The following is a 19556-nucleotide window of genomic DNA, read 5'->3' as shown; positions in this document are numbered from 1 at the left end:
CGCGGAGAAGGGAACCCGGCGTCCTGCTTTCCTCGGCGGGCGCCGGTAGCACCGCGGCCCGGAGTTGCCCTCATGGCACTCCGGGCCGTTGTGTCTTCAAGGCTCGCGCAGGCGGGCCCAGGCGGCGCGGTAGCGGGCCAGGCGCTCGGCGTCCTTCGGCGTCACCCCGGCCAGCCGCCGCACGTCCATGTTGTCCTCCAGGTCCGCCAGCTTCACGCGGCGGGCGAGCGCGTGCGGACGGATGCGCTCGATGAAGGCCTCGTACGTCTCGTCTTCCCGGCGGGTGAGCGCGTCCAGGGCGTCCAGCACGGCGTCTGGATAGCCCAGCGTCCGCAGCCGCTCGAGCGTGTAGGGCGTGTCCTCCACCACGTCGTGGAGGATGGCGACGGTGCGTTCCTCGTCGGTGTCCAGGCGCATCATCACCCGGAGCGGGTGGAGGATGTACGTCTGTCCGGCCTTGTCTCGCTGGCCGTGGTGCGCGGCCACCGCGAGCGCGATGGCGTCTTCGAGAGCGGGCATGCCGCCCTTGTAACGCCGGACGCCCTCCCCAGGCGAGTGGGGAGGGCGGGGCCCGGTGTCAGCTCAGGGCAGGCAGTTGGCCGCGCTCACGTGGCGGCACGTGTGCTGGTCCTGCGTGAGGGGCAGCTCGTACACGTTCTGGAGCACCTCGCTGTTCTCCGCCACGTCCACGGAGGTGGCCTGGCGCTGTCCGGGCTCCTGCATGACGGCGCTGTACTTCACGCTGCCCGTGGGCGAAATCATCACCGCGGTGGCGGGCTCGGGCGGCGGCGACAGCACCGACCGTTCCTGGAAGCGCGCGTTGTCGAAGGACGCGGCGCAGTTGGGCAGGCCGCTGAGGAAGTCCGCCTGGTAGAAGCGGGCCCGCGCGGCGGTGCTGCTGCACACCTGGCCGTCCTGCGACGGGTAGATGACGTTCCACAAGGTGCAGCTCGCGACCGTGGCCGCGCCGCCCGCCGTCTTGTGGGTGAGGTTGTCGTTGTACTCCAGCATCCACCCGGCGCCCTCCGGCTGCGCGCCCGGCGCGGAGCACGCACCGGCCGCGTTGCAGGTGATGTTCGTCACGTCCACCAGGTCGCCGCTGGCGCCGTTGGCGCTGGTGCGGTCGGTGAGGCGGGCGGTGTCGAACTGGAGCGCCGTCATCTGGCCCTCCACGGGGGCGGTGGCGTCCTCGGCGAACGTCTGCCCGCTGATGCCGTACACACGCACGCCGTAGAAGCGATTCTTCCCGATGTCGCTGACGTTCCGGGTCAGCTCCAAATCCCCATAGTTGGGCGCCACGTTGCTGACGTCCTGGCAACTGAAGTTGCCCAGGGCATCCTTGCCGCACTCCACGCGCGCGGGGCTGAGCGAGGTGTAGTCCTGCGGCGCGCCGGGGCACGCGCGGGCCTCGTATCGGTTGAAGCGCGCTGTCGCCACCGTCTGGCCCGGATTGCCGCAGGCCTCCTGCGTGGACACCGCGCGCGTCAGCGTCGTCTGGGCCAGTTCCTTCTGGCTCCACTGGTGGCGCGCCCGGGTGACGTTCTGGTCCAGGCGCTGCACGCGGTAGTCCACCTCCACGTTGCCGCAGCCGTAGCGCGCGCAGGCCTGCGGGTTGTCGAAGCGGCAGATGCCGGCCTCGTCGTCCAGCAGCGCGTAGCGGTCACCGGTGCCCACGAGCGCGCGCATGGCGCCCGTGCCCGGCTGGATGCCAATGGAGGGCACGTAATAGAAGGGCCACGTGCGTGACAGGGTGTTGCCCTGCACGCCCGAGCTGCCCGCGGCGTCCCGGTCCATCTGGAAGGCGCGCGCGGCGCTCCAGTTGCGGATGAGGCGGGTGCTGGGGTCCAGCGCGCCGGGCACGGACATGCGCGCCACCCAGAGCTGGCCGCGCATGTCGCCGAACACGGCCGTGTCGAAGAAGCCGTCCTGCTGCACGCTGCCCGCCACGCCGTAGTCCACCAGGGCCACCGGCGCCGCCACGCTGTGGGTGAGGTGCCGGGCGGGCTGGTTCTGCTCGCCGCTGGCGTTCGGGTCGTACTCGAACTTCCACCACAGGTTGTCGCTGCGGCCATTCACCTCGGGGGACCACGCGTCCACCACGTAGATGCCGCGGCCCTTCTCCTGGCCGGGAGACCAGCCGCCCGACAAGGCGATGACCCACCGTTCCTGGGTGTTCACGCCGTAGCGCGACACGGCACCAGGCGCGGTGCCGGCCTCCACCAGCACGGGGCCAATGGGCGGCGGCTTGGGGCTGAGGGAGAAGAGCGTCTTGCCGAAGAGCGCGGCCTCCGGGGCGTCCGGCTGCGGATACATCCACTGCATGCGCGGGGCTTCGAAGCGGTTGCTGGTCGGGTTCGCGCGCAGCTCCAGCGCCAGGTAGTGCACGCCGCCGCGGCCTTCGGAGATGACGGCCATCGTGTGGTACTCGGTGGACTGCTTGATGCCGTCCGGCTGCGAGCCGTCCGAGCCATCCGCCCACACGTCGCGCACCATGATGTCGCCGTCCACGTAGTACTGGTGGCCGTTGGCCATCTCGTGCAGGCGCGACAGCAAGTCCGGCGGGATGAAGGCCCACTCCTCCTCGCCGTTGCTGGGCGTGTACTCAATCATGGGCAGGCCGCCCTCGCAGTTGTCCGCGCTGGCGGTGCTGTCCCGGAAGGCGTGCAGCATGCCGTCGTTGGCGCCCACCAGCACCAGCTTGTCGCGGCGGCGGTAGCGGTGCAGGTAGGCGTCATACGCGTCCACCTCCACGCTGTTGCCGCAGCGGGTGATGGTCTCCTGGGCGAGCGGCGTCGGCGACACGCCGAGCTGCTGGCTGTAGAGCGTGCGCGCGCACTGGTTGCTCATGCCCAGGTTGCACAGGAACTTGTCCATGGGCGGGTCCACCAGCACCGGCGCGGAGTGGAAGATGTCGCCCAGCACGGAGCGGCGCACCTCCGTGCGGTTGCCGTTGCCGTCCTCGTCCGCCAGGTCCTGGCCGCGCACGTATTGGATGAGCGTGCGCACGCAGAGGTCGTTCAGCCACGTCTGCGCCGTGGTCTGGTTGCCGAAGGTGGGCACGGTGATTCCCATGGCGGTCGCCGCCTGCTGCGGCGTCACCTTGAGGCCCGTCATCAGCTTGCCCGGGTCGATTTCCAGGGGAACCAGCGACTGGACGGTGGGGCACACGGGCGTGCCGAGGATGCCAAGGTAGCTCTTGAGCTGTTCGCGGTTCGCCACCGTGAACTCGATGGGCGCCGTCATGTTGTCCGCGGCGGTGATGCGGCCGTCCCGGTTGGTGTCCAGCACCGTGTAGATTTTCCGGCTGTTGAGCGTCCGGGACATCAGCGCGCGGCGCGCCTCCCAGAACTCATTGGCGGGCGTGTTGCCACCGTCCTTGACGAAGTTGCCGCCCGTGTCCTCGACGACGATGTCTCCGTCCCGGTCGACGACGAAGATGTCGTCCATGTCGCCGTCGCCGTTCTTGTCCACGCCTTCGACGAACTCGTTGAACTGGTTGAAGCGCCACAAGTCACCACGCCAGGCGTTGTCACCCGAGGCGGGCGACATGCGCGGCATCAGCGCGCTGAGGGTGGAGCTGCCCGTCTGGAACGAGGAGATGGCCGCGGCGGCGAAGGCGATGTTCCGGTTCTGCACGTCGTCGACGATGGACTGGAGCGCCGTCTTGAGCTGGCTGGAGTTGGTGGCCGCGTAGAAGCGCCCGCCGCCCGCGTCGGCGGTGGTGCGCAGCAGGTTCAGCGCGGGCGTGTTCGTCAGCGCGAAGCCCACGGTGTAGGTGGCCACCTGCTGCGTGCCGGGGAGCTCCGGACGCAAGTCATGGGTCCACATCCACCGGGCGATGCGGTGGATGTGGCTGTTGCTGCCTCCGCTGTTGGCGCCCTGTCCGGCCGCTGAGCAATTGGAGCAGGGGACGTTGAGGTCGCGCACCGCTTGGGGAATCTGGGAACCGTTGCCGCTGGGCTCGTTGGGCTCGCCGTCCGTGAGCAGAATCATGGCGTTGAAGCCGCAGGAGAAGCAGGTGGAGGCCCGTCCCGGCGAGGCCTCGTCGTTGAAGCTCGAATCGCGCAGGTAGTTGGTGCCGAACCAACCCGTGAAGGGGTCGTTGCTGGACGAGCGGAAGTACGTGCTGGCGCCCCACATGACCTGCGTCAGCGGCGTGCCGGTGTTGAACTGCAGGCCGTTGCTCATCTTGCTGAGCAGGTTGGTGCGGTGGTTGTTGCGCTCCGGAACATTCATCGCCTGGTCACACCGGGGGCCGAAGCGCTCGAAGCGCACCACGTCCTGGCCACTCCACTTCACCGTGCCGCTGGCGCCGCTGCCCGCGGAGAACGTCATCACGCCGAAGCGCGTGCGCTCCGAATCCTTGAGCACCTGGCTGATGACGTTGACGGCGGAGTGTCCGCGCGGTGAGTAGAAGTTGAGGAAGTTGCCCGTCGCGATGCGGCGGTTGGACGCGAACTGGAAGTAGCCCTTGGTCGCCAGGCACTGCGCGCACGCGGTACGGGCGGCGGGTCGGCCGTTGCCGGTGCCGCCGCCAATCACGTTGGTGCACGCCGCGTCCGCGGACGTGGAGATGACCGCGTCTGGCTCCTGGTCGAAGCGCACCGGGTTGTTGCCCATCCCGAAGCTTTCCTGCGTGCCGCTGCCGTTTCCGTCGAAGCGGTAGTACCGGTCCGGGACGAACCAGGCGGAGTTCTGGTTGGTCAGCGACAGCCACATGCGCGGGTAGGCGACGTTGGGGTCGTAGTTCAGCGCGTCGATGTTCTCCTGTCGGCACCCTGGATTGAGGCCGCCGCTGTTGTTCGAATAGCTGTGGACGGTGTCGTTGCTCCAGGCGATGGGCCACCACGCCATGGAGCCCGACGTGTCCAGGATGAGCAGGATGTTGGGCGGACCGCTGGGGCTGGTGAAGAAGCGCTCGTCGCTGCCGCGCGCGGGGTTCATCAGCGCGTCCAGGCGGGACGTCGACTGGAGGGAGCAGGAGGCCGGGTCCTGCGCGAACGCGCCAGGCGCGGCGAGCAGCGCCGCCAGGGCCGTCAAGGTGGAGAGGAGTGCCTTCATGGGGGGACTCGGGGAAGGGCGGGGGGCGGAAGGGTCAGATGCCGAAGCGGAAGACGAACTCGGTCTCGGCCTGTCGGCCGCCGGGCTCGCCACACATGACGACCACGCGGTAGTAGCTGCCGCCGGTGGTGCCTTCTCGAAGGGTGTTGGCCGCGTCGCTCACCTGGTCCTTGCCGCTGCTGAAGGAGGAGGACGCCAGCACCGCCGCCGTGGGGGCGGAATCGGTGTCGCCGATGTGGGCGGTGCGCATGGTGCTGCGGTCGGAGACGACTTCGTCATCCATCAGCACCTGCTCCAGGTTGATGCTGGTGACGGGGATGGCACCGGCGCCAAACACCTTGAGCCGCGACAGCAGGTGGCGCCGGGCCGTCTCCGCGCAGGCCTCCACGCGGTCTCCGCGCATCTTGGACACGGCGGCGGACTGGTTGCGGCCGGTGAAGGTGATGGCGCCCACGACCAGCAGCAGCAGCACCGTCAGGGCAATCAAGGTGATGGCCAGGGCGCTGCCCCGGCGAGAGGCGGAGGAAAAGGATGTCATTGGACTAGCCTCCCCAGACGTTCTTGATGTCACCGGCGACGCCGGGCGAGCGCAGCTCGGGGATGAAGAAGGCGCGGGACGTCATGTTGGGGATGCGCACGGACGTTTCCACGGTGGAGCGGAAGAACATGTCCTCGCCAGACACGGGCACGGCGTTGATGAGCCGCCGGGCGGATTCGGCGTCGCCGGACGGGCGATGGCGCGCCGAGCGAACCGTGAGGCCCACGCTCACCGAGCGGATGTTGGCCGGGTTCATGTTGTAGCGAAGCGGCGCGTCGTAAGGGGTGCTGTACGTGGGCGCGGGGACGTCCGCGTCGTACTTGGGCAGCACCACGGAGTCCTCGTCTCCCAGCACCCAGCCCTGGCCGCTGCCGACGGCGCCATCCGGCGGGGGGAGTCCGGCGCAGCACGCGGAGTTCGCGGGAGGCCGGTTCATCAAATAAGCGACCTGGAAGGACTCGACGTCGGAGGCAATCGGGTCGAAGTCGGCGTTCTCGGCCCAGCCGTGCCGCACCACCAGGTAGGGCCGGCCGCCGTGGGCCTCCACCCGCATCCGCTTCTCCTGCACCAGCATGACGAAGGGCGCGCGCGTCGAATCCGCCATGCAGGCCCTGGGCGCGTTACCCGGCTGTCCCGCGGGGAGCGCGGCCTCGAGCGACGCCGTGGTGGCGTCCGCCGTCACATCCCCGGCCAGCCGTCCCAGGAAGTACTCCTGGCCACCGGGGCAGGCCACCATCACCGCCTGGCCCTGGCGCAGCGCCTGGCCAAAGGTGGCCGCCGGCTCCAGGTCGAGCCGGTAGGGGGGCGCGCCCGTGGCGTCGAGCTGGCCCCGGCGCAGGTACATGGGGTCGCGGTAGCGGAAGGCGAGGTCGTCCGTGATGAAGGTGCCCCAGTCCGCCACTTCCTGCGTGTAGTTGTCCTTGCGCTCGTCGGGCAGCCCCGTGGTGTCGAAGTTGAAGGCGATGGCCGGGTCCAGGCCATAACCCGCGTAGCGCAGCGTGTGGTTCAGGTAGTCCATTCCCACGCGGCTGCCTTCGACGGCCGTCTTGGAGATGGTGTTGCTCTGGAAGATGTCGTTGACCGCGATGATGGTGCCGGCCACCGCCAGCAGCACCACCGAGGAGACGGTGACGCCCACCAACAGCTCGATGAGCGTGAAGCCGCCGCGAGCCCCGCGCGGGTGCGTCCTCACAGCTCCACCCCCGCGCCGTTCTCCACCGGGTTGTAGAGCGCGACGAACTGCTTCACGTAGCGGCGCTGCCCGGCGTTGGGGAAGGACACCACCACCGCCACCGAGTCGACGGCGGTGTCCGGCGTCCACACGAGCACGCGGCGGTAGTAGTCCTGGCCCCCTTCCCAATAGCCCGGCACCACCTTGAGCAGCGGGTCCGGGGTGGCGCTTTCGTACGCGTCGAGGTCCACCACGCACGCGTTGGGGAGCGAGGAGAGGCCACCGGCCAGCTCCAGCGTCTCCGCGGCGCTGCTGCAGCGCCCGTTGGTCAGCGGACCTGCGCCGGTGAAGAGGCGGGCCCGTCCCTGGATTTGAAGGCCCGAGCGGACCTGCGCCGCGATGGCGGTCGCCTGGGACAGCCGGTTGGCGGCGGTGTTCTGCTGGCTGGCGAAGATGAGCCCGCCAAAGACGCCACTGACGCCAAAGGCGAGGACGGCGGCGGCGGCCATGCCTTCGATGAGGGTGGCGCCGCGCTGGGCACCGCGACGGGTCGAGCGAGTCATGCGCTTCATCGGTGGGTCCTCGTGTCGACGAAGCCGACGGGCGCGGAGATGGCGAAGACGTACTCGCGCTGCTCGTCGGTGGAGAGAAGGGCCAGGGACGCGGCGCGATTCACCGCGCCGTTGCCAGCGGAGATGACGGGTTGGCCCGCGCCGTCGACGAAGCGCGCCGAGCCGTCACTCCGGAAGACGATGGCGCCCCGCCGCGGCGCGCCGCTGCAGAAGCTGCAGTCCGAAACGGGCAGGCCGGTGAAGACGCCGTCCCACTCCAGCCGGCCGCTGGCGCCGAAGCGCACGGAGCGCTGCGTGTAGCGGTCCAGGTACATGGAGTCCATCAACCGCCCCTGGCCCTCGGCGGGATGGATGCTCAGCGGAGGCTCGAAGGTGTTGAAGCGGAGCTGCCCCGCGGGACCGGCGGCGTCACCAAAGCCCCGCGACTGGTCCTCGAGGAGGAACCAGGCGCCATGGCCCGCGCCGGCGTCTCCGTCCGGGTTGATGTCCGGGTAGATGATGAGCCACACGTCGGACTGACGGTCCACCGCGCGCGCCCGGGCCTCCGCGAAGGCGCCGGACAGGTCGGCCGCGGCGTTCTGCGGACCGGTGCGCGCGCTCAGTTGCGCGTAGCCCGCGTACGCGAGCGCGGCCAGCACCGCGAGGATGGCGAGGACGATGCTGACCTCGAGCATCGTCAACCCGCGAGCGGCGCGGCGGCTCACGGGCTCACCTCCACGCGCACGCTCAAGGGCCGCTTGCTGTCCTGCCGCCACACGAGCACTTCGGAGACGCCCCGCTCCAGGCCCTGCACCATCACCTGGTTCGGCTCGCCGACGGACGCCTCCACCAGGCCGGGCTGCTGGACGCGCACGCGCTCGACGTTCTCGATGATGAACTGCGTCTGCTGTCCGGGCGGGACGCGCACCACGACGCCAGAGGGCTCCGCGCCCTTGGCTTCGGCGGCGTAGTCCGCCGGGGCGACTTCGGTGGCGGCGGGCTCGGTGGTGGATTCAGGGGCCGGGGTGGGCTGGGCCCAGGCGGCGGAGGCGGCCAGCGTCAGCGCCAGCGGGGCCCAACGCGACCGGCGGGGGAAAAGCGTCGAAAAGTCCGTGAGCAAGGCCATGGGGGGATGTCCTGCGAAGACAATGGCCCCTGGGGGCTGGGGCGAGTGAGACGCGCAGGGTGTTTGCACACCTCATGCCTCCCTGACGCTTCGGCCAAGCCCTTGACACTTCACGGAATTTTGATGGGGACGGGGTGCCAGCGAGAGCAGCCGACCTCGCAACGTCTGCGAGTCCGCAAACTTTAGGCACACCCAGGCTGCTCGGTGACAGGAGGACTGGAGTCTGAACAGACCCGGGTCACCAGCCGGATTTAATGGTTCTCTGGGCTTTCTTTTCAGACGTGCGCTTCTTGCCTTCCAGGCGACGGCGCTTCGAGCCGGCGGTGGGCTTGGTGGCCCGCCGCACCTTGGGGACGAAGGTGAGGACCTTGAGGCCCTCGCGCAGACGCTCCAGCGCCACGCCCTTGTTCTGGACCTGGCTGCGGCGCTCGGTGGCGCTGACGGACAGCTCCGTGGGGGCGTGGGTGAGGCGCACGCCGCTGGCGGTGGTGTTGCGGTGCTGTCCGCCCGGGCCGGAGGCGATGAAGTAGTCCACCTCGCACGTCTTGAGGAGGGACTCGTCGTCCAGCGTCAAGGCGTCCAGCGCGGCCTGCCGGCGGGCGGGGGAAATGCTCATGGTGGCTCTCAAGGTAACCCTCCCGGGCCCTTTTGCGCACCGATGCCGTGCGCGCAGCCCCCGGCGCCGGACGCACGTCCACCCTGGGCCTGACGCGGGATTCCATGTGGGGCTGAAGGCCCCCTGAAGCGAGGTGGCGCGCGGACGCGTCACCCGCTTGGAAGTGAGCGGCGTTGCGCCCGCTTGCGCCTAGCGCACGTTGACGGAGAAGCCCGTGGTGGCTTGCCGTCCATCCTCGCTGGTGGCGATGAGTCCCGCGGCGACCGGCACGCGCGTGATGCCCCGGTCGGTGTCGACGTACGGCTCCACGAAGGTCTGGTCCGCGGGGATGGTGACCTCGGGCATGCTGATGCGGCGGGTGGGCGAATCCAGGGAGACCGTCACGGGACCGGTGAAGCCCTCCGCGCGTGTCACCGTGATGCGCACCTTCGCGTTCTGTCCGCCGAAGAGGTTGAGCTGCCGCGGCTCCACGGTGATGGAGAAGTCCGGCTGGGGCGCGGGCGGCGCGAGGATGACCAGGAAGATGTTGGCGCCCGTGGCGAACGTCTCCGGGGCATTGGTGGCGAGCAGCAGCGCGCGGAACATGCCCCGGGCCTGGGTTTCGGGCGCCACCGTGTACGTGGAGGTGGCGGTGACGCTGGGCTCGCCTTCAGGCAGGACGATTTCCGGCGCGAGGGTGACGCCTTCGGGCGCGTTCGAGAGGCCGATGCGGAACTGGCTTTGGTCATCGCCCTCCCGCCGCACGGTGACCTCCACCGGGAGGCTCTCCCCGGGAATGGCGGTGACGGTGTCCGGGAGGCCGAAGCTCATGCGGAAGAAGGGGGCGTCATTGCCGCAGGCCATGGCCAGCGCGCAGCCGAGCAGCGCGAGGCTCCGGACGAGGGGGCGGCGAAGAGGGAAGGTCATGGCTTGGGTCTCCTGGTGCGCGTCAGCATCGGTCCACCGTGGCACCCGGGCAAGCGGCGCCAGGGCAGGCGAGCTCAGCCGAACAGCGCACGGGCCACCTCGTAGGTGCCCACATGGGCCTCAATCGTCGCGGAAAGCGGCTTCGCATAACCCCCGCCCAGCGTGAGCACCACGGGAATGCCCCGCTGGCGCGCCGCCTCCAGCACCAGCCGGTCCCGTTCGCGCAGGCCCGCGTGGGTGAGCGAGAGCCGCCCGAGCGCGTCCTCCGTGAGCGGGTCCACGCCCGCCTGGAAGAAGAGGGCGCAGGCTCCGGCGCGGTCGAGCACCTCGGGCAGGTAGAGCGCCAGGGCGTCGAGGTACTCCGCGTCCCCGGTGCCATCCGGCAGCCCCACGTCGAGGTGGGAGGGCTGCTTGCGGAAGGGGAAGTTGTTCTCGCCGTGCATGGAGAAGGTGAAGACGGCGTCGTCTCCGGCGAAGACGGCCGCGGTGCCATTGCCCTGGTGGACGTCGAGGTCCACCACGACGGCGCGGCGGAGCGCTCCTTCGGCCTGGAGGACGCGGATGGCCACCGCGATGTCGTTGAAGACGCAGAAGCCCTCGCCGTGGTCGGGAAAGCCGTGGTGCGTGCCGCCGGAGAGGTTGCCGCCAATGCCATCGCGGAGCGCGGCGCGTCCCGCGTCGATGGTGCCCGCCACCGCGGCGGCGAAGCGTTGGACCAGCCCGGGAGACCACGGGAAGCCGAGCCGCCGCAGCTCCGCCTCGGTGAGGGTGCCGTGGAACAGGGCGTCGAGGTAGCGGGGCGTGTGGACGCGCTCCAGGTCCTCGCGGGGGCAGGGCGTGGATTCGGTGATGGCCGCCGGGGAGAGGACGCCCCGCTCCAGCAGCGCCTCGCGCAGCAGGCGGTACTTCTCCATAGGGAAGCGGTGGCCAGGGGGCAACGGCACTTCGTAGCTGTCCGAATGGAAGACGCGCACGCGGGCCAGCCCTAACGGGCGTGCGGGGCGGGCGCAACCCGGCGGGTGCGTGAGAAATCGACCAGGGGCGTAGACCTTTTGGCGGGGACCCGCGTTCCAGAGTCGAACGCGCACGCAGAACCCTTCCTGATCCGCTGTCGTCCCTTCCCTTGGAGAACGTCATGGACCTCAAGTCCCTGTCGCGGGCCGTGTTGTCGGCCGCGCTCGCCACCACCTTGTTCGCGACCCCGTCCCTGGCCCGGGAGGCGCCCGCCGTGGACGCCGCCCCCAAGCCGGCTCCGGCCAGCAAGGACGTGAGGCGCCACCCGGTGGCCAAGCCCCCGTCGGCGACGCCTCCCGCGGCGCCGCAGGCGAAGGAGCCGCAGGACGCCCAGGCCCTGGCCGCCAAGCCCCGCATCGAGGTGGTGTTCGTGCTCGACACGACGGGCTCGATGAGCGGGCTGCTGGAGGGCGCGAAGCGGAAGATCTTCTCCATCGCCTCGCGCATCGCGCAGGGCCGGCCCACGCCCCACCTGAAGGTCGGCCTGGTGGCGTACCGCGACGTGGGCGACGACTACGTGACGAAGCGCTTCGACCTGAGCGACGACCTGGACACGGTGTTCGCCAACCTGCGCAAGTTCGAGGCGGGCGGCGGTGGTGACGCGCCCGAGCACGTGGGCCGCGGCCTGGGAGAGGCGGTGTCCAAGCTGTCCTGGAGCCAGGACCGCTCGGTGATGAAGGCCATCTTCCTGGTGGGTGACGCGCCCCCGGCGCAGCGCAACGACGACTGGGACTTCAAGCACTGGTCGAAGAAGGCAAAAGAGAAGCACATTGTCGTCAACACCGTGCGCTGCGGCCAGGACGCGGAGACGGAGGTCTCGTGGCGCTACGTGGCGAAGCTGACGGACGGCACGTTCGACTCCATTGACCAGTCCGGCGGCATGGTCGCCGTGGCCACGCCGTATGACGCGGAGCTGGCGAAGGTGAACTCGGAGCTGGCGTCCAAGACGCTCTACACGGGCCGCAAGGAAATCCAGGCGGAGAACCGGGTCCGGGCCGAGTCCATGGCGAAGCTGGCGCCGGAAGCGGCGGCCGAGCGCATCAGCTTCATGAAGAAGACGCGCGCAGCGGGTTCGGGGGGGGCGCCGGCGAGCAGCGCGCCCAAGGCGGTGGGCGGCGCGGTGGACCTGGTGGAGGCCCCAGCGGCGCTGGCGAGCGTGAGCGCGGACGACATGCCCTCCGAGCTCAAGGGCCTGTCGGCCGAGGCCCAGGTCGCGAAGGTGAAGCAGCTCTCCGAGGAGAAGAAGACGCTGGAGAAGAAGGCGGAGAAGCTGGCGGCGGACCGCGAGGCGTGGCTCGCGAAGAACGCCCCCGAGAAGGAGGACGCCTTCGACGCCAACGTGATGAAGGGTGTGAAGACGCAGGCCGCGCGGTACGGCATCGCGTACTGAGCGCCAGCGCGAAGCCGGGGGGACAGGACGCCGCGGGCCCTTGCTTGGGTGCCCGCGGCGTCTTCATGTCAGGCGTGCGTGCGCCCGCGCACTACTCCCGGGTCACCGCCCGGAGCACCACCTCGCGCCGCCGCTCCAGCAGCCGCTGCGCCAGGGGGAGCACGGCCCGGTACAGCGCCACGTTGAGGCCGGCCGCCAGCACGAGCATCCCCGCCGTGGCCCAGGTGGGCCCTTCCTTCCCGGCCAGCTTGAGCGCCCAACCGAAGGGCATGCAGCCCACGCTGGCCGCGACGATGCCCAGCATGGAGGCCGTCAGCGGAATCTTGTCCCGCCGCTTCAGGCTCGCGTGGAACTTCACCGGGAAGTACAGCGACAGGAAGTTGCCCGCGGCCAGCAGCACCGGCACCACGGAGAGGACGGCCGCGATGGCGCACAGCACGTCCACCACGGTGCCGAAGCCGAAGTACACCCGATAGAACAGCGCCACCAGCACCGCCATGCCGAGCGCCGCCGCGCCTTGAACCTGATTCTTGGCCCGCAGCACGTCCGCCAGGTCCAAGGGCGCCGCGAGGAACGCCGCGAAGCCCTGCCCGTCATACGCGAAGGTGTTCTGGGAGAACGTGGAGGCAATCACCACCGCGCCGTAGATGCACAGGCCGCCCATCAGCCACGCGTCCGCGGAGCCGCCCAGGACGAACACGAACAAGTCCCGGCCGGACAGCAGCTTCAGCAGGATGGCGAGGATGAAGGGCACCGACGCCAGCAGCCGCGCGCGCGGGTTGCGCCACAGGTCCAGCGCCTCGCGCGTCACCAGGGTGGTGTAGCGCGTCCGGGTGGTGGCGAAGGGATTGCTGTCCTTGGCGTCCTTGCGCTGTCCGCCCGCGCGTCCCGCCTGCCGGTGGAAGCGCATCAGCAGCGCGTACGCCACCGCCATGCCCACGCCCGTGAAGAAGAGCAGGGCGGCCGCCTCCACCATGGCCACCCGGGGCCGGTGCCACGCGAGGTTTGCCAAGCCGTCTCCGAACAGGCCCGGGGGCACGCGGCTCAGCGCCAGCGTCGCGTTGACGATGATGGACATGTCCAGCGCGCCCACGCCGGCCTCGCCCACCGCCGTCAGCCACGAGGTGTCGATGGGCGGGATGAACGACGCGGCCAGGAGGAACAGCGCCAGGCCGCCGCCCATGATTTCCGCGCTGTGCTTCTCGCGCAGCACGTTGATGACGGCGTACAGCGCCACGCGGCTCCAGGCCGCGCACAAGAGCGCGAAGAGGACGTAGAGCACCACCGCCATCCACGGCATGTACAGCACGTACCGCGACGCGAAGCCCAGCGCGGCCCCGGTGAGCGGCGCGTAGAACACCAGCGCGCGCGGCTCGAAGAGGCTGGCCACGGTGGAGGCGATGAGCAGCCGGAAGGGCGAGATGGGGAAGGCCGCGTAGCGGCTCAGCTCGGAGTGGTCATCCACGCCCGCCGACAGCAGCGGCCACGTCACCCACACGGAGAAGGTGACGAAGCACAGCAAGTTGAGGATGAAGAAGGGCCACACCTCGCTGTCCGCGATGGTCCGCACCCGCATCAGCGCGAAGAAGGTGAGGCCCAGGAACACGCCCGGCGCGCTGGACGCGAGGAAGGCGGCCACCGCGAGCAGCCTGCTGCGCCCCGGCCCCTGGTTGAGCCCGATGTCGAAGCGCAGGCCCCACAGGAGCCACAGGTGCCGGAAGAAGCCGGGCACGGCGGGGCGGCTCATGCGGACTCCCGGTGCAGCGCCGCCACGGGCGCGGGGGCGTCGCCATAGAAGGACAGGCGCGCGTTGCGCGAGGCCGGCACGGAGATGAGCTTCTCGAACACCGCCTCCAGCGACGGGCAGTCGTAACGCGACAGCAGTGTGCCCACCGGGCCCTGGTCCAGCATGCGTCCGCCGCGGATGATGCCCGCGTGGGTGGCCAGCCGCTCCGCGATCTCCAGGACGTGCGTGGTGAGCAGCAGCGTCACGCCGCGCCGGCTCAGCTCGCGCAGCAGCTCGCGGATGACGCCCGCGGCCAGCACGTCGATGCCCTCGAAGGGCTCGTCCAGCAGCACCAGCTCCGGCGCGTGGATCAGCGCCGCGGCGATGGCGAGCCGCCGGCGCATGCCCTTGGAGTACTCCGCCACCAGCGCGCCGGCCTTGTAGGTGAGCTCCGTCAGCTCCAGCAGCTCGGTGGCGCGGGCCGCGGCCACGTCGCCGTCCAGCCCGTACATGCGTGCGCAGAAGGTGAGGTATTGCCGTCCGGAGAGCCGCTCGAAGAGGCTCAGCTCCTCCGGCACCACGCCGACGCGGCGCTTGACCTCCATGGGCCGGGCCACCGCGTCCACGCCGAGCATGCGGATGGTGCCCGCGTCCGGGCCATACACGCCCGTGAGCAGCGCGATGCTGGTGGACTTCCCGGCGCCGTTGGGGCCCAGGTACGCGTAGAAGGCGCCCCGAGGAATCTGCAGGTCCAGCCCGTCGAGCGCGGTGAAGTTGCCAAAGCGCTTCTGCAGGCCACGGGCGTCGATGGCGAGGTCATCGGAAGGAGAGGGCATCATGGAATGCCCTGCATCTCACCCGAGCCCGGCACCGGGGGACAATCCCCCACCCGTCATCGGGAGGATGCCCGCCGCCCCGAGTGGGGCCCGATTCAGTGGACGAACGACATCTCCGGCGGACCGGCGATCTGCTGCACCGTCATCCGCACCTTGTCCAGGTCCACCGGCTTGGAGATGTAGCCGGCGGCGCCCACCAGCTCGGCCTCCCACTCGAAGCCGTAGCCGGAGATGATGATGATGGGCAGTCCCCGCGCGCGGGGCATCTTCTTGAGTGCGTCGAGCAATCCCCAGCCACTCATGACAGGCATCCGCAAGTCGAGCAGCACGGCGGAGGGCATGTCTCCCTCCAGCAGGTCCAGCGCTTCACGGCCGTTGGCCGCCTGAACCGTGGGATAGCCCATCTCCTCGAGGGCATCGCAGATGAGCGTGCGGTGGCTCGCGTCGTCGTCGACGACCAGGATGTGGGTCATGGCAGGGCCTCGGGGAAGCAGCGGCTGGTGGGTCTCTCGCCGCGGAATTCTATGGGCAGGATGATGGGAACTCCTCTTCCATTCCGGAAGGGGCTCCCACGCTTTTCAACAGCGAACGGCCCGGGGGGACCAGGCTTGAATCCAGGGCCTTGGGGACAGGGGGACTCACACTCCGTAAAGGCGCAGCGCGTTCTGCCCCAGGATGCCGGCGAGCACCGCGTCATCCAGCTTCATCCCCAGCAGCGTCCGCAGCTCCCGGTCCCACGCATAGGGCAGGTTGGGGAAGTCGGTGCCGTAGAGGATGCGCTCGGGCCGGACTTCCAGCGCGCGCCGGGGCAGGGGCACGGGGAAGTACCCGGCCAGGGCCATGGTGGTGTCCAGCCAGAGGTTGTCGTGGCGCTCCAGGAGCCGGGCATACGCGTCGAACTCGTCCGCGCCCAGGTGGGGCACGCACAGCTTCAGCGTGGGATGGTCCTTCAGCACACGCTCCACGCGTTCGGCGGCGCAGAGCGCGTAGGTGTCGCAAGGGTAGTGGGGGCTGGAGGGCTCCCGGCCCGCGTGCATGACGAGGGGCCGGCCCGCCTTCGCGCACGCGGCATACACCTCGTGCAGGTGCGGCGCGTCGGGCGAGAAGGCTTGCACGTGACAGTGAATCTTCACGCCGCGCAGGCCGGCGGCGAAGGCCTCCTCCAGCACGGCCGTGGCCTCCGGCTCGCCTGGGAGGACGGTGGCCAGCCCCAGCACGCGGGGCTCCTCGCGGGCCACCTCCGCCACGTAGGCGTTGAGCGCGCGCGCCATGCCCGGCCGGTGGGAGTAATGGAGTGCCACCACCTGGCTGACACCTCGCGACAGGAGGAAGTCGAGCACCTGGCGCGTGTGCAGTTTGTAGCGGATGGGCCAGCCGTACTGGTCGAACCAGCGCCACACGGCCTCGAACACCCGGTCGGGGAAGAGGTGGACGTGGGCGTCCACCACGGGGGGCAACCCCTCGGGCAGTCGCGGGCCCTCCTCGTCCCGCAGACCGGGCATGGGCATGGCGATGCCCGCCTCCCGCCACGTGGGCGCGGAGGCCAGGCAGGGGGCGGGCGAGTCGGCGTCAGCGTCCGTCATGGCGAAGACGTCTACGCCTTCTTGTCGCTGTCGTCCTTGGCGCCGTCCGTCCGCCGCAGATACGTGTTGTGCGTGTAGCCCTGGCGGGACAGCCGCTGCGCCTCGATGGCGTCCGCGACCTTGCCGCACACCTGCCCGAGCATCCGCAGCGACTCGGCCAGGAGCCGCTCCGCGTGGTCCTGGGCGTCGGCGGCCTGGATGGTGGTGCGCTCTTTGCGGAACAGTCCGGGCAGCTTCATCTCCCCTGAATCATAGGTGACGCACTGCTCCGGTGCCACCGCCCCGGAAGGCAGCGCTTAACCGCGTTGACGGCCGGCGGAATTTACATTTTTGAGCAGTCACCGCCGCCCTCCCGCCTGGATGCCTGCCATGTGTGCCTCTAACCCCTTGGACTTCGAGGCTTTTGACGAATTTTCAAGTGGGGGGATGACACGGAGTTAATCCGGCCATACATTGGACTCCGTTGGATTTACGGCAGAGGAGCTGCGCATGGCTTACGACGGCGAGCTGGTGAAGATGGAGAACGGTCGCTGGGCGCGGTTCCAGCGGTGCCAGGTGTACCGCCCGGGCGTCGAGGACGCGGGGGAGACCATGCTTCTGATCGCGGTGGAGCTGGAGGAGCGCTATCAGCGCCAGCTCGACGCGGCGGCGGACTCCCTGGCCCAGTACCGCCTCCAGGGCGTGCCCGTTCAGGTCCGTTTCGACGCGGATGCGCAGGGCATCACCCTGCAGCCCGAGCAGACGGTGTCCGCACCCGCGGTGCACTGAGCGCCGACGCCGCGTGAGCGGCTGTCCGCCGATTTGACGGATTCACAACACCCGGGGCCTCGCGATTCACATCGCGGGGCCCTTCGTTTTTACACCGCCTGACGAGGGGCGTCAGGCGTCGTCCAGCCAACGGGTATAGGCCTCGAAGCCGTAATCCCTGCCCAGGAATGAGCGCACCAGGTCCGCGGCATCCCGTGAGCCCCCGGGCCCGAGCACGGTGTCCCGGTAGCGCTGGGCGGTGGCGGGGTCCATGAGGCCGTGTCGCAGGAACGGCGTGAGCAGGTCCCGGGCGATCACGAGCGACCACAGGTAGGCGTAGTACGCGGACGAGTAGTAGCCGTCCAGTTGGACGAAGGAGAGGTGGGCGTAAGTGTCGTCCAGGGCGGGGAAGGGCATGTACCGCTCCTGCAGGGCATTCACGCGTGCGGTGGTGTCCATCCCGGCGGGGTTGCCCGCGTGGAGCTGGAGGCTGACGGCCGCGTAGAAGAGCTGCTGGCGCAGCCACAGGCCCTTTCCGAAGGCGTCCGCGCGCCGCATGCGGGTGATGAGGTCGGTGGGCAGCGGCTCGCCGGTGTCGATGTGGCGGGCGAAGGTCCGCAGCGATTCGGGCCGCCAGGCCCACTCCTCCAGCACCTGGGCGGGGGCCTCCACGAAGTCGCGCTCGGTGCGTGAGCCGGACAGGCCCGCCCAGCGCGTCTGTCCGCCGAGGATGTGGTGCAGCAGGTGGCCGAACTCGTGGAAGAAGCTCTGCACCTGGGTGTGCTGGAGCAGCGCGGGGTGGGCGCCGGGCCGGGGGAAGTTGCTGGTCATCACGCCCTCCGGGAGCGACCTTCCCGCGCGTCCGGTGGCCAGGTCCCACTGGGCGGGGTGGGCGTACTTGTTCGGCCGCGAATGCATGTCCAGGTAGAAGCGCCCCATGCGGGTGGGGCCCTCGTAGACGTCCCAGGCCTCGATGTCCGGGTGCCACACCGGCGCGTCCGTCACCCGGCGGTAGGTGAGCCCGAAGAGCCGCGAGGTGATGTCCATCACGCCCTGCTTCACGCGCGTGTATTCGAAGTAGGGCCGCAGCTCGCGCGAGTCGAAGCGGTAGCGCTCCGCGCGCACCAGCTCCTTCAGGTGCGTCTGCTCCCACGGCTCCACGCGCTGCGCGCCGGGGACGTCGCGCTGCTTGCGCTCCAGGAGCGCCGCGTAGTCGTCCTTCACGCGCGAAGCGGTGGCGGTGGCGAGCTGCTCGATGAAGTTCTCGGCCACCTGCTGCTGGCGGACCATCTTGTCCTCGGACGCGTAGGCGGCCCAGTTGGGGTAGCCCAGAAGCGTGGCCAGGTCGTGCCGCGCCTGGAGCAGTTGCGACAGCGTCTCCAGGTTGCGTGGGTGGCCGCGTTGCTGGCCCGCGCGCCAGAGCGCTTCCCGGGCGCGGTTGTCACGCGCGTACGTCAGGAATGGCAGGGCATCCGGCGGGTCGGTGGTGATGCGCACCGTGCCGTCGGGGCCGGGCGGATGGTGGCGGACGTAGTCCTCGGGCAGCCCGTCCAGCGCGTCCGCGGGGACGTCCACGTGCCGGATGTCCTCGCGGATGTGCTGGCTGAACGCCTGGCCCAGGCGGGTGAGGGCGTCATGCAGGACGCGCAGCCGCGCGCGCGTCTCCGCGTCCCTGTGCACGCCCGCGCGCCGGAAGCCGCGCAGCACCAGGTCCACCCAGCGCCGGGTGGCGGTGTCCTCGCCGCTCAGGTCCAGCTCGGCCAGGGCCGCGTACACGCGTGGGTCCAGGGACACGTCCGTGCGCAGGCTGTCGGCGTCTTGCGCGCAGCGCGCCGCCGCGTCGCGAAAGGCCGCGTCCGGGTGGGTGTTGGCGCCAAGGCCCGCGCGTCCGCTGGCGTCGTCGAGCAGCGCCATCGCGTCGTCGTATGCGGTGAGGGCCGGCTCCGGCGCCCTGGGGGTCGGCAGGCTCAACAGGGCTTCGATGTGCGCGCGCGCTCGCTGGAGGTCACGCAGGCATTCAGACAGGAAGTGCCCTGCGGGGAGGGTCAGGTGGCGGCCCGCATCGGGCTCGCGCGGCCCCAGCGGTGGCGCCGCCCCCTCCGATGACGCGAGGCGCTGCGCGGAGGACATGCCGGCGCAGCTCGCGAGCGCGAGGCTGACGATGAAAACGACCAAGCGGTGCAAGTGCCACTCCCAGCGCGGGTGAGGGGGCAACGTGCGCGGGACAGGCCTATTTCCGCGGCGCGCTCCTGGAGGGAATGACGAAGAGCGCGCCGATTCCTGCAAGATTC

General features: G+C 70.1%; 18 protein-coding genes. 2 read left to right on the top strand and 16 right to left on the bottom strand.

The annotated features are described in order from the left end of the window. Positions 1-96: 96 nt before the first annotated feature. From A176_RS27380 to A176_RS27335, 10 genes are all read right to left on the bottom strand, one after another. Positions 97-519 (bottom strand): HD domain-containing protein, encoded by a 423-nt coding sequence (locus tag A176_RS27380; protein ID WP_002635410.1) that lies wholly within the window; start codon positions 517-519, stop codon positions 97-99. A gap of 63 nt (positions 520-582) precedes the next feature. Then, on the bottom strand, positions 583-5061 hold the full coding sequence (locus A176_RS27375) for a pilus assembly protein (RefSeq protein ID WP_002635411.1): 4479 nt from the start codon (positions 5059-5061) through the stop codon (positions 583-585). A gap of 34 nt (positions 5062-5095) precedes the next feature. Then, the gene (locus A176_RS27370; protein ID WP_002635412.1) at positions 5096-5599 is read right to left on the bottom strand and encodes a hypothetical protein; all 504 of its coding nucleotides are present in this window, start codon (positions 5597-5599) and stop codon (positions 5096-5098) included. Positions 5600-5603: 4 nt separating this feature from the next. After that, the gene (locus A176_RS27365) at positions 5604-6791 is read right to left on the bottom strand and encodes a PilW family protein (protein ID WP_002635413.1); all 1188 of its coding nucleotides are present in this window, start codon (positions 6789-6791) and stop codon (positions 5604-5606) included. Then, entirely contained in the window at positions 6788-7342 is a 555-nt protein-coding gene (locus A176_RS27360; RefSeq protein ID WP_002635414.1) for a type IV pilus modification PilV family protein, read from the bottom strand. Before A176_RS27360 ends, A176_RS27365 begins: the two co-directional genes overlap by 4 nt. Next, complete coding sequence (locus A176_RS27355) at positions 7339-8046, bottom strand: prepilin-type N-terminal cleavage/methylation domain-containing protein (protein ID WP_002635415.1); 708 nt, start codon at positions 8044-8046, stop codon at positions 7339-7341. The genes A176_RS27360 and A176_RS27355 overlap by 4 nt, the downstream gene beginning before the upstream one ends. Further along, positions 8043-8447, bottom strand: a complete 405-nt coding sequence (locus A176_RS27350; protein WP_002635416.1) for a pilus assembly protein N-terminal domain-containing protein — start codon at positions 8445-8447, stop codon at positions 8043-8045. The genes A176_RS27355 and A176_RS27350 overlap by 4 nt, the downstream gene beginning before the upstream one ends. Positions 8448-8685: 238 nt before the next feature. Continuing rightward, positions 8686-9063 (bottom strand): peptide chain release factor family protein, encoded by a 378-nt coding sequence (locus tag A176_RS27345; RefSeq protein WP_002635417.1) that lies wholly within the window; start codon positions 9061-9063, stop codon positions 8686-8688. A 189-nt stretch (positions 9064-9252) separates the two neighbouring features. Beyond that, positions 9253-9969 carry a COG1470 family protein gene (locus A176_RS27340; RefSeq protein WP_002635418.1) on the bottom strand — a complete coding sequence of 239 codons (717 nt, stop codon included), beginning with the start codon at positions 9967-9969 and terminating at the stop codon, positions 9253-9255. A 74-nt stretch (positions 9970-10043) separates the two neighbouring features. Next, complete coding sequence (locus A176_RS27335; RefSeq protein WP_044889361.1) at positions 10044-10943, bottom strand: histone deacetylase family protein; 900 nt, start codon at positions 10941-10943, stop codon at positions 10044-10046. Positions 10944-11104: 161 nt separating this feature from the next. On the opposite strand from A176_RS27335, the gene A176_RS27330 reads away from it, so the two are divergent. Beyond that, complete coding sequence (locus tag A176_RS27330; RefSeq protein ID WP_002635420.1) at positions 11105-12373, top strand: vWA domain-containing protein; 1269 nt, start codon at positions 11105-11107, stop codon at positions 12371-12373. 91 nt (positions 12374-12464) lie between these two features. Here A176_RS27330 and A176_RS27325 read toward each other — a convergent pair whose 3' ends face one another. The 5 genes from A176_RS27325 to A176_RS27305 all read right to left on the bottom strand — a co-directional run bounded on the left by A176_RS27325 (position 12465) and on the right by A176_RS27305 (position 16757). After that, on the bottom strand, positions 12465-14120 hold the full coding sequence (locus A176_RS27325) for a hypothetical protein (RefSeq protein ID WP_002635421.1): 1656 nt from the start codon (positions 14118-14120) through the stop codon (positions 12465-12467). Next, entirely contained in the window at positions 14117-14938 is an 822-nt protein-coding gene (locus A176_RS27320; protein ID WP_002635422.1) for an ABC transporter ATP-binding protein, read from the bottom strand. The genes A176_RS27325 and A176_RS27320 overlap by 4 nt, the downstream gene beginning before the upstream one ends. A 92-nt stretch (positions 14939-15030) precedes the next feature. After that, positions 15031-15408, bottom strand: coding sequence for a response regulator (locus A176_RS27315; protein WP_002635423.1), 378 nt, complete (start codon positions 15406-15408; stop codon positions 15031-15033). A 165-nt stretch (positions 15409-15573) separates the two neighbouring features. Further along, the gene (locus A176_RS27310; RefSeq protein ID WP_002635424.1) at positions 15574-16518 is read right to left on the bottom strand and encodes an amidohydrolase family protein; all 945 of its coding nucleotides are present in this window, start codon (positions 16516-16518) and stop codon (positions 15574-15576) included. Between the two features lie 11 nt (positions 16519-16529). After that, on the bottom strand, positions 16530-16757 hold the full coding sequence (locus A176_RS27305; protein WP_002635425.1) for a hypothetical protein: 228 nt from the start codon (positions 16755-16757) through the stop codon (positions 16530-16532). Positions 16758-17007: 250 nt separating this feature from the next. Here A176_RS27305 and A176_RS27300 point away from each other — a divergent pair, with 250 nt between their 5' ends. Beyond that, positions 17008-17286 carry a hypothetical protein gene (locus A176_RS27300; protein ID WP_002635426.1) on the top strand — a complete coding sequence of 93 codons (279 nt, stop codon included), beginning with the start codon at positions 17008-17010 and terminating at the stop codon, positions 17284-17286. Between the two features lie 111 nt (positions 17287-17397). Here A176_RS27300 and A176_RS27295 read toward each other — a convergent pair whose 3' ends face one another. Further along, complete coding sequence (locus A176_RS27295) at positions 17398-19449, bottom strand: M3 family metallopeptidase (protein ID WP_002635427.1); 2052 nt, start codon at positions 19447-19449, stop codon at positions 17398-17400. Positions 19450-19556 lie beyond the last annotated feature (107 nt).

The organism is Myxococcus hansupus (genome assembly GCF_000280925.3).
In the GTDB taxonomy this organism is placed as follows: Bacteria; Myxococcota; Myxococcia; order Myxococcales; family Myxococcaceae; genus Myxococcus; species Myxococcus hansupus.
Note: the sequence above shows the minus strand (reverse complement) of the source record. Positions and strands in the feature narration are given on the sequence as shown.

Bases quoted from the DNA above. Each gene is read 5' to 3' on its own strand.
- A176_RS27310 (WP_002635424.1), bottom strand. From the start codon at position 16,518: ATGACGGACGCTGACGCCGACTCGCCCGCCCCCTGCCTGGCCTCCGCG.
- A176_RS27350 (WP_002635416.1), bottom strand. From the start codon at position 8,447: ATGGCCTTGCTCACGGACTTTTCGACGCTTTTCCCCCGCCGGTCGCGT.
- A176_RS27305 (WP_002635425.1), bottom strand. From the start codon at position 16,757: ATGAAGCTGCCCGGACTGTTCCGCAAAGAGCGCACCACCATCCAGGCC.
- A176_RS27370 (WP_002635412.1), bottom strand. From the start codon at position 5,599: ATGACATCCTTTTCCTCCGCCTCTCGCCGGGGCAGCGCCCTGGCCATC.
- A176_RS27315 (WP_002635423.1), bottom strand. From the start codon at position 15,408: ATGACCCACATCCTGGTCGTCGACGACGACGCGAGCCACCGCACGCTC.
- A176_RS27320 (WP_002635422.1), bottom strand. From the start codon at position 14,938: ATGATGCCCTCTCCTTCCGATGACCTCGCCATCGACGCCCGTGGCCTG.
- A176_RS27325 (WP_002635421.1), bottom strand. From the start codon at position 14,120: ATGAGCCGCCCCGCCGTGCCCGGCTTCTTCCGGCACCTGTGGCTCCTG.
- A176_RS27380 (WP_002635410.1), bottom strand. From the start codon at position 519: ATGCCCGCTCTCGAAGACGCCATCGCGCTCGCGGTGGCCGCGCACCAC.
- A176_RS27340 (WP_002635418.1), bottom strand. From the start codon at position 9,969: ATGACCTTCCCTCTTCGCCGCCCCCTCGTCCGGAGCCTCGCGCTGCTC.
- A176_RS27330 (WP_002635420.1), top strand. From the start codon at position 11,105: ATGGACCTCAAGTCCCTGTCGCGGGCCGTGTTGTCGGCCGCGCTCGCC.
- A176_RS27345 (WP_002635417.1), bottom strand. From the start codon at position 9,063: ATGAGCATTTCCCCCGCCCGCCGGCAGGCCGCGCTGGACGCCTTGACG.
- A176_RS27360 (WP_002635414.1), bottom strand. From the start codon at position 7,342: ATGAAGCGCATGACTCGCTCGACCCGTCGCGGTGCCCAGCGCGGCGCC.
- A176_RS27375 (WP_002635411.1), bottom strand. From the start codon at position 5,061: ATGAAGGCACTCCTCTCCACCTTGACGGCCCTGGCGGCGCTGCTCGCC.
- A176_RS27300 (WP_002635426.1), top strand. From the start codon at position 17,008: ATGGCTTACGACGGCGAGCTGGTGAAGATGGAGAACGGTCGCTGGGCG.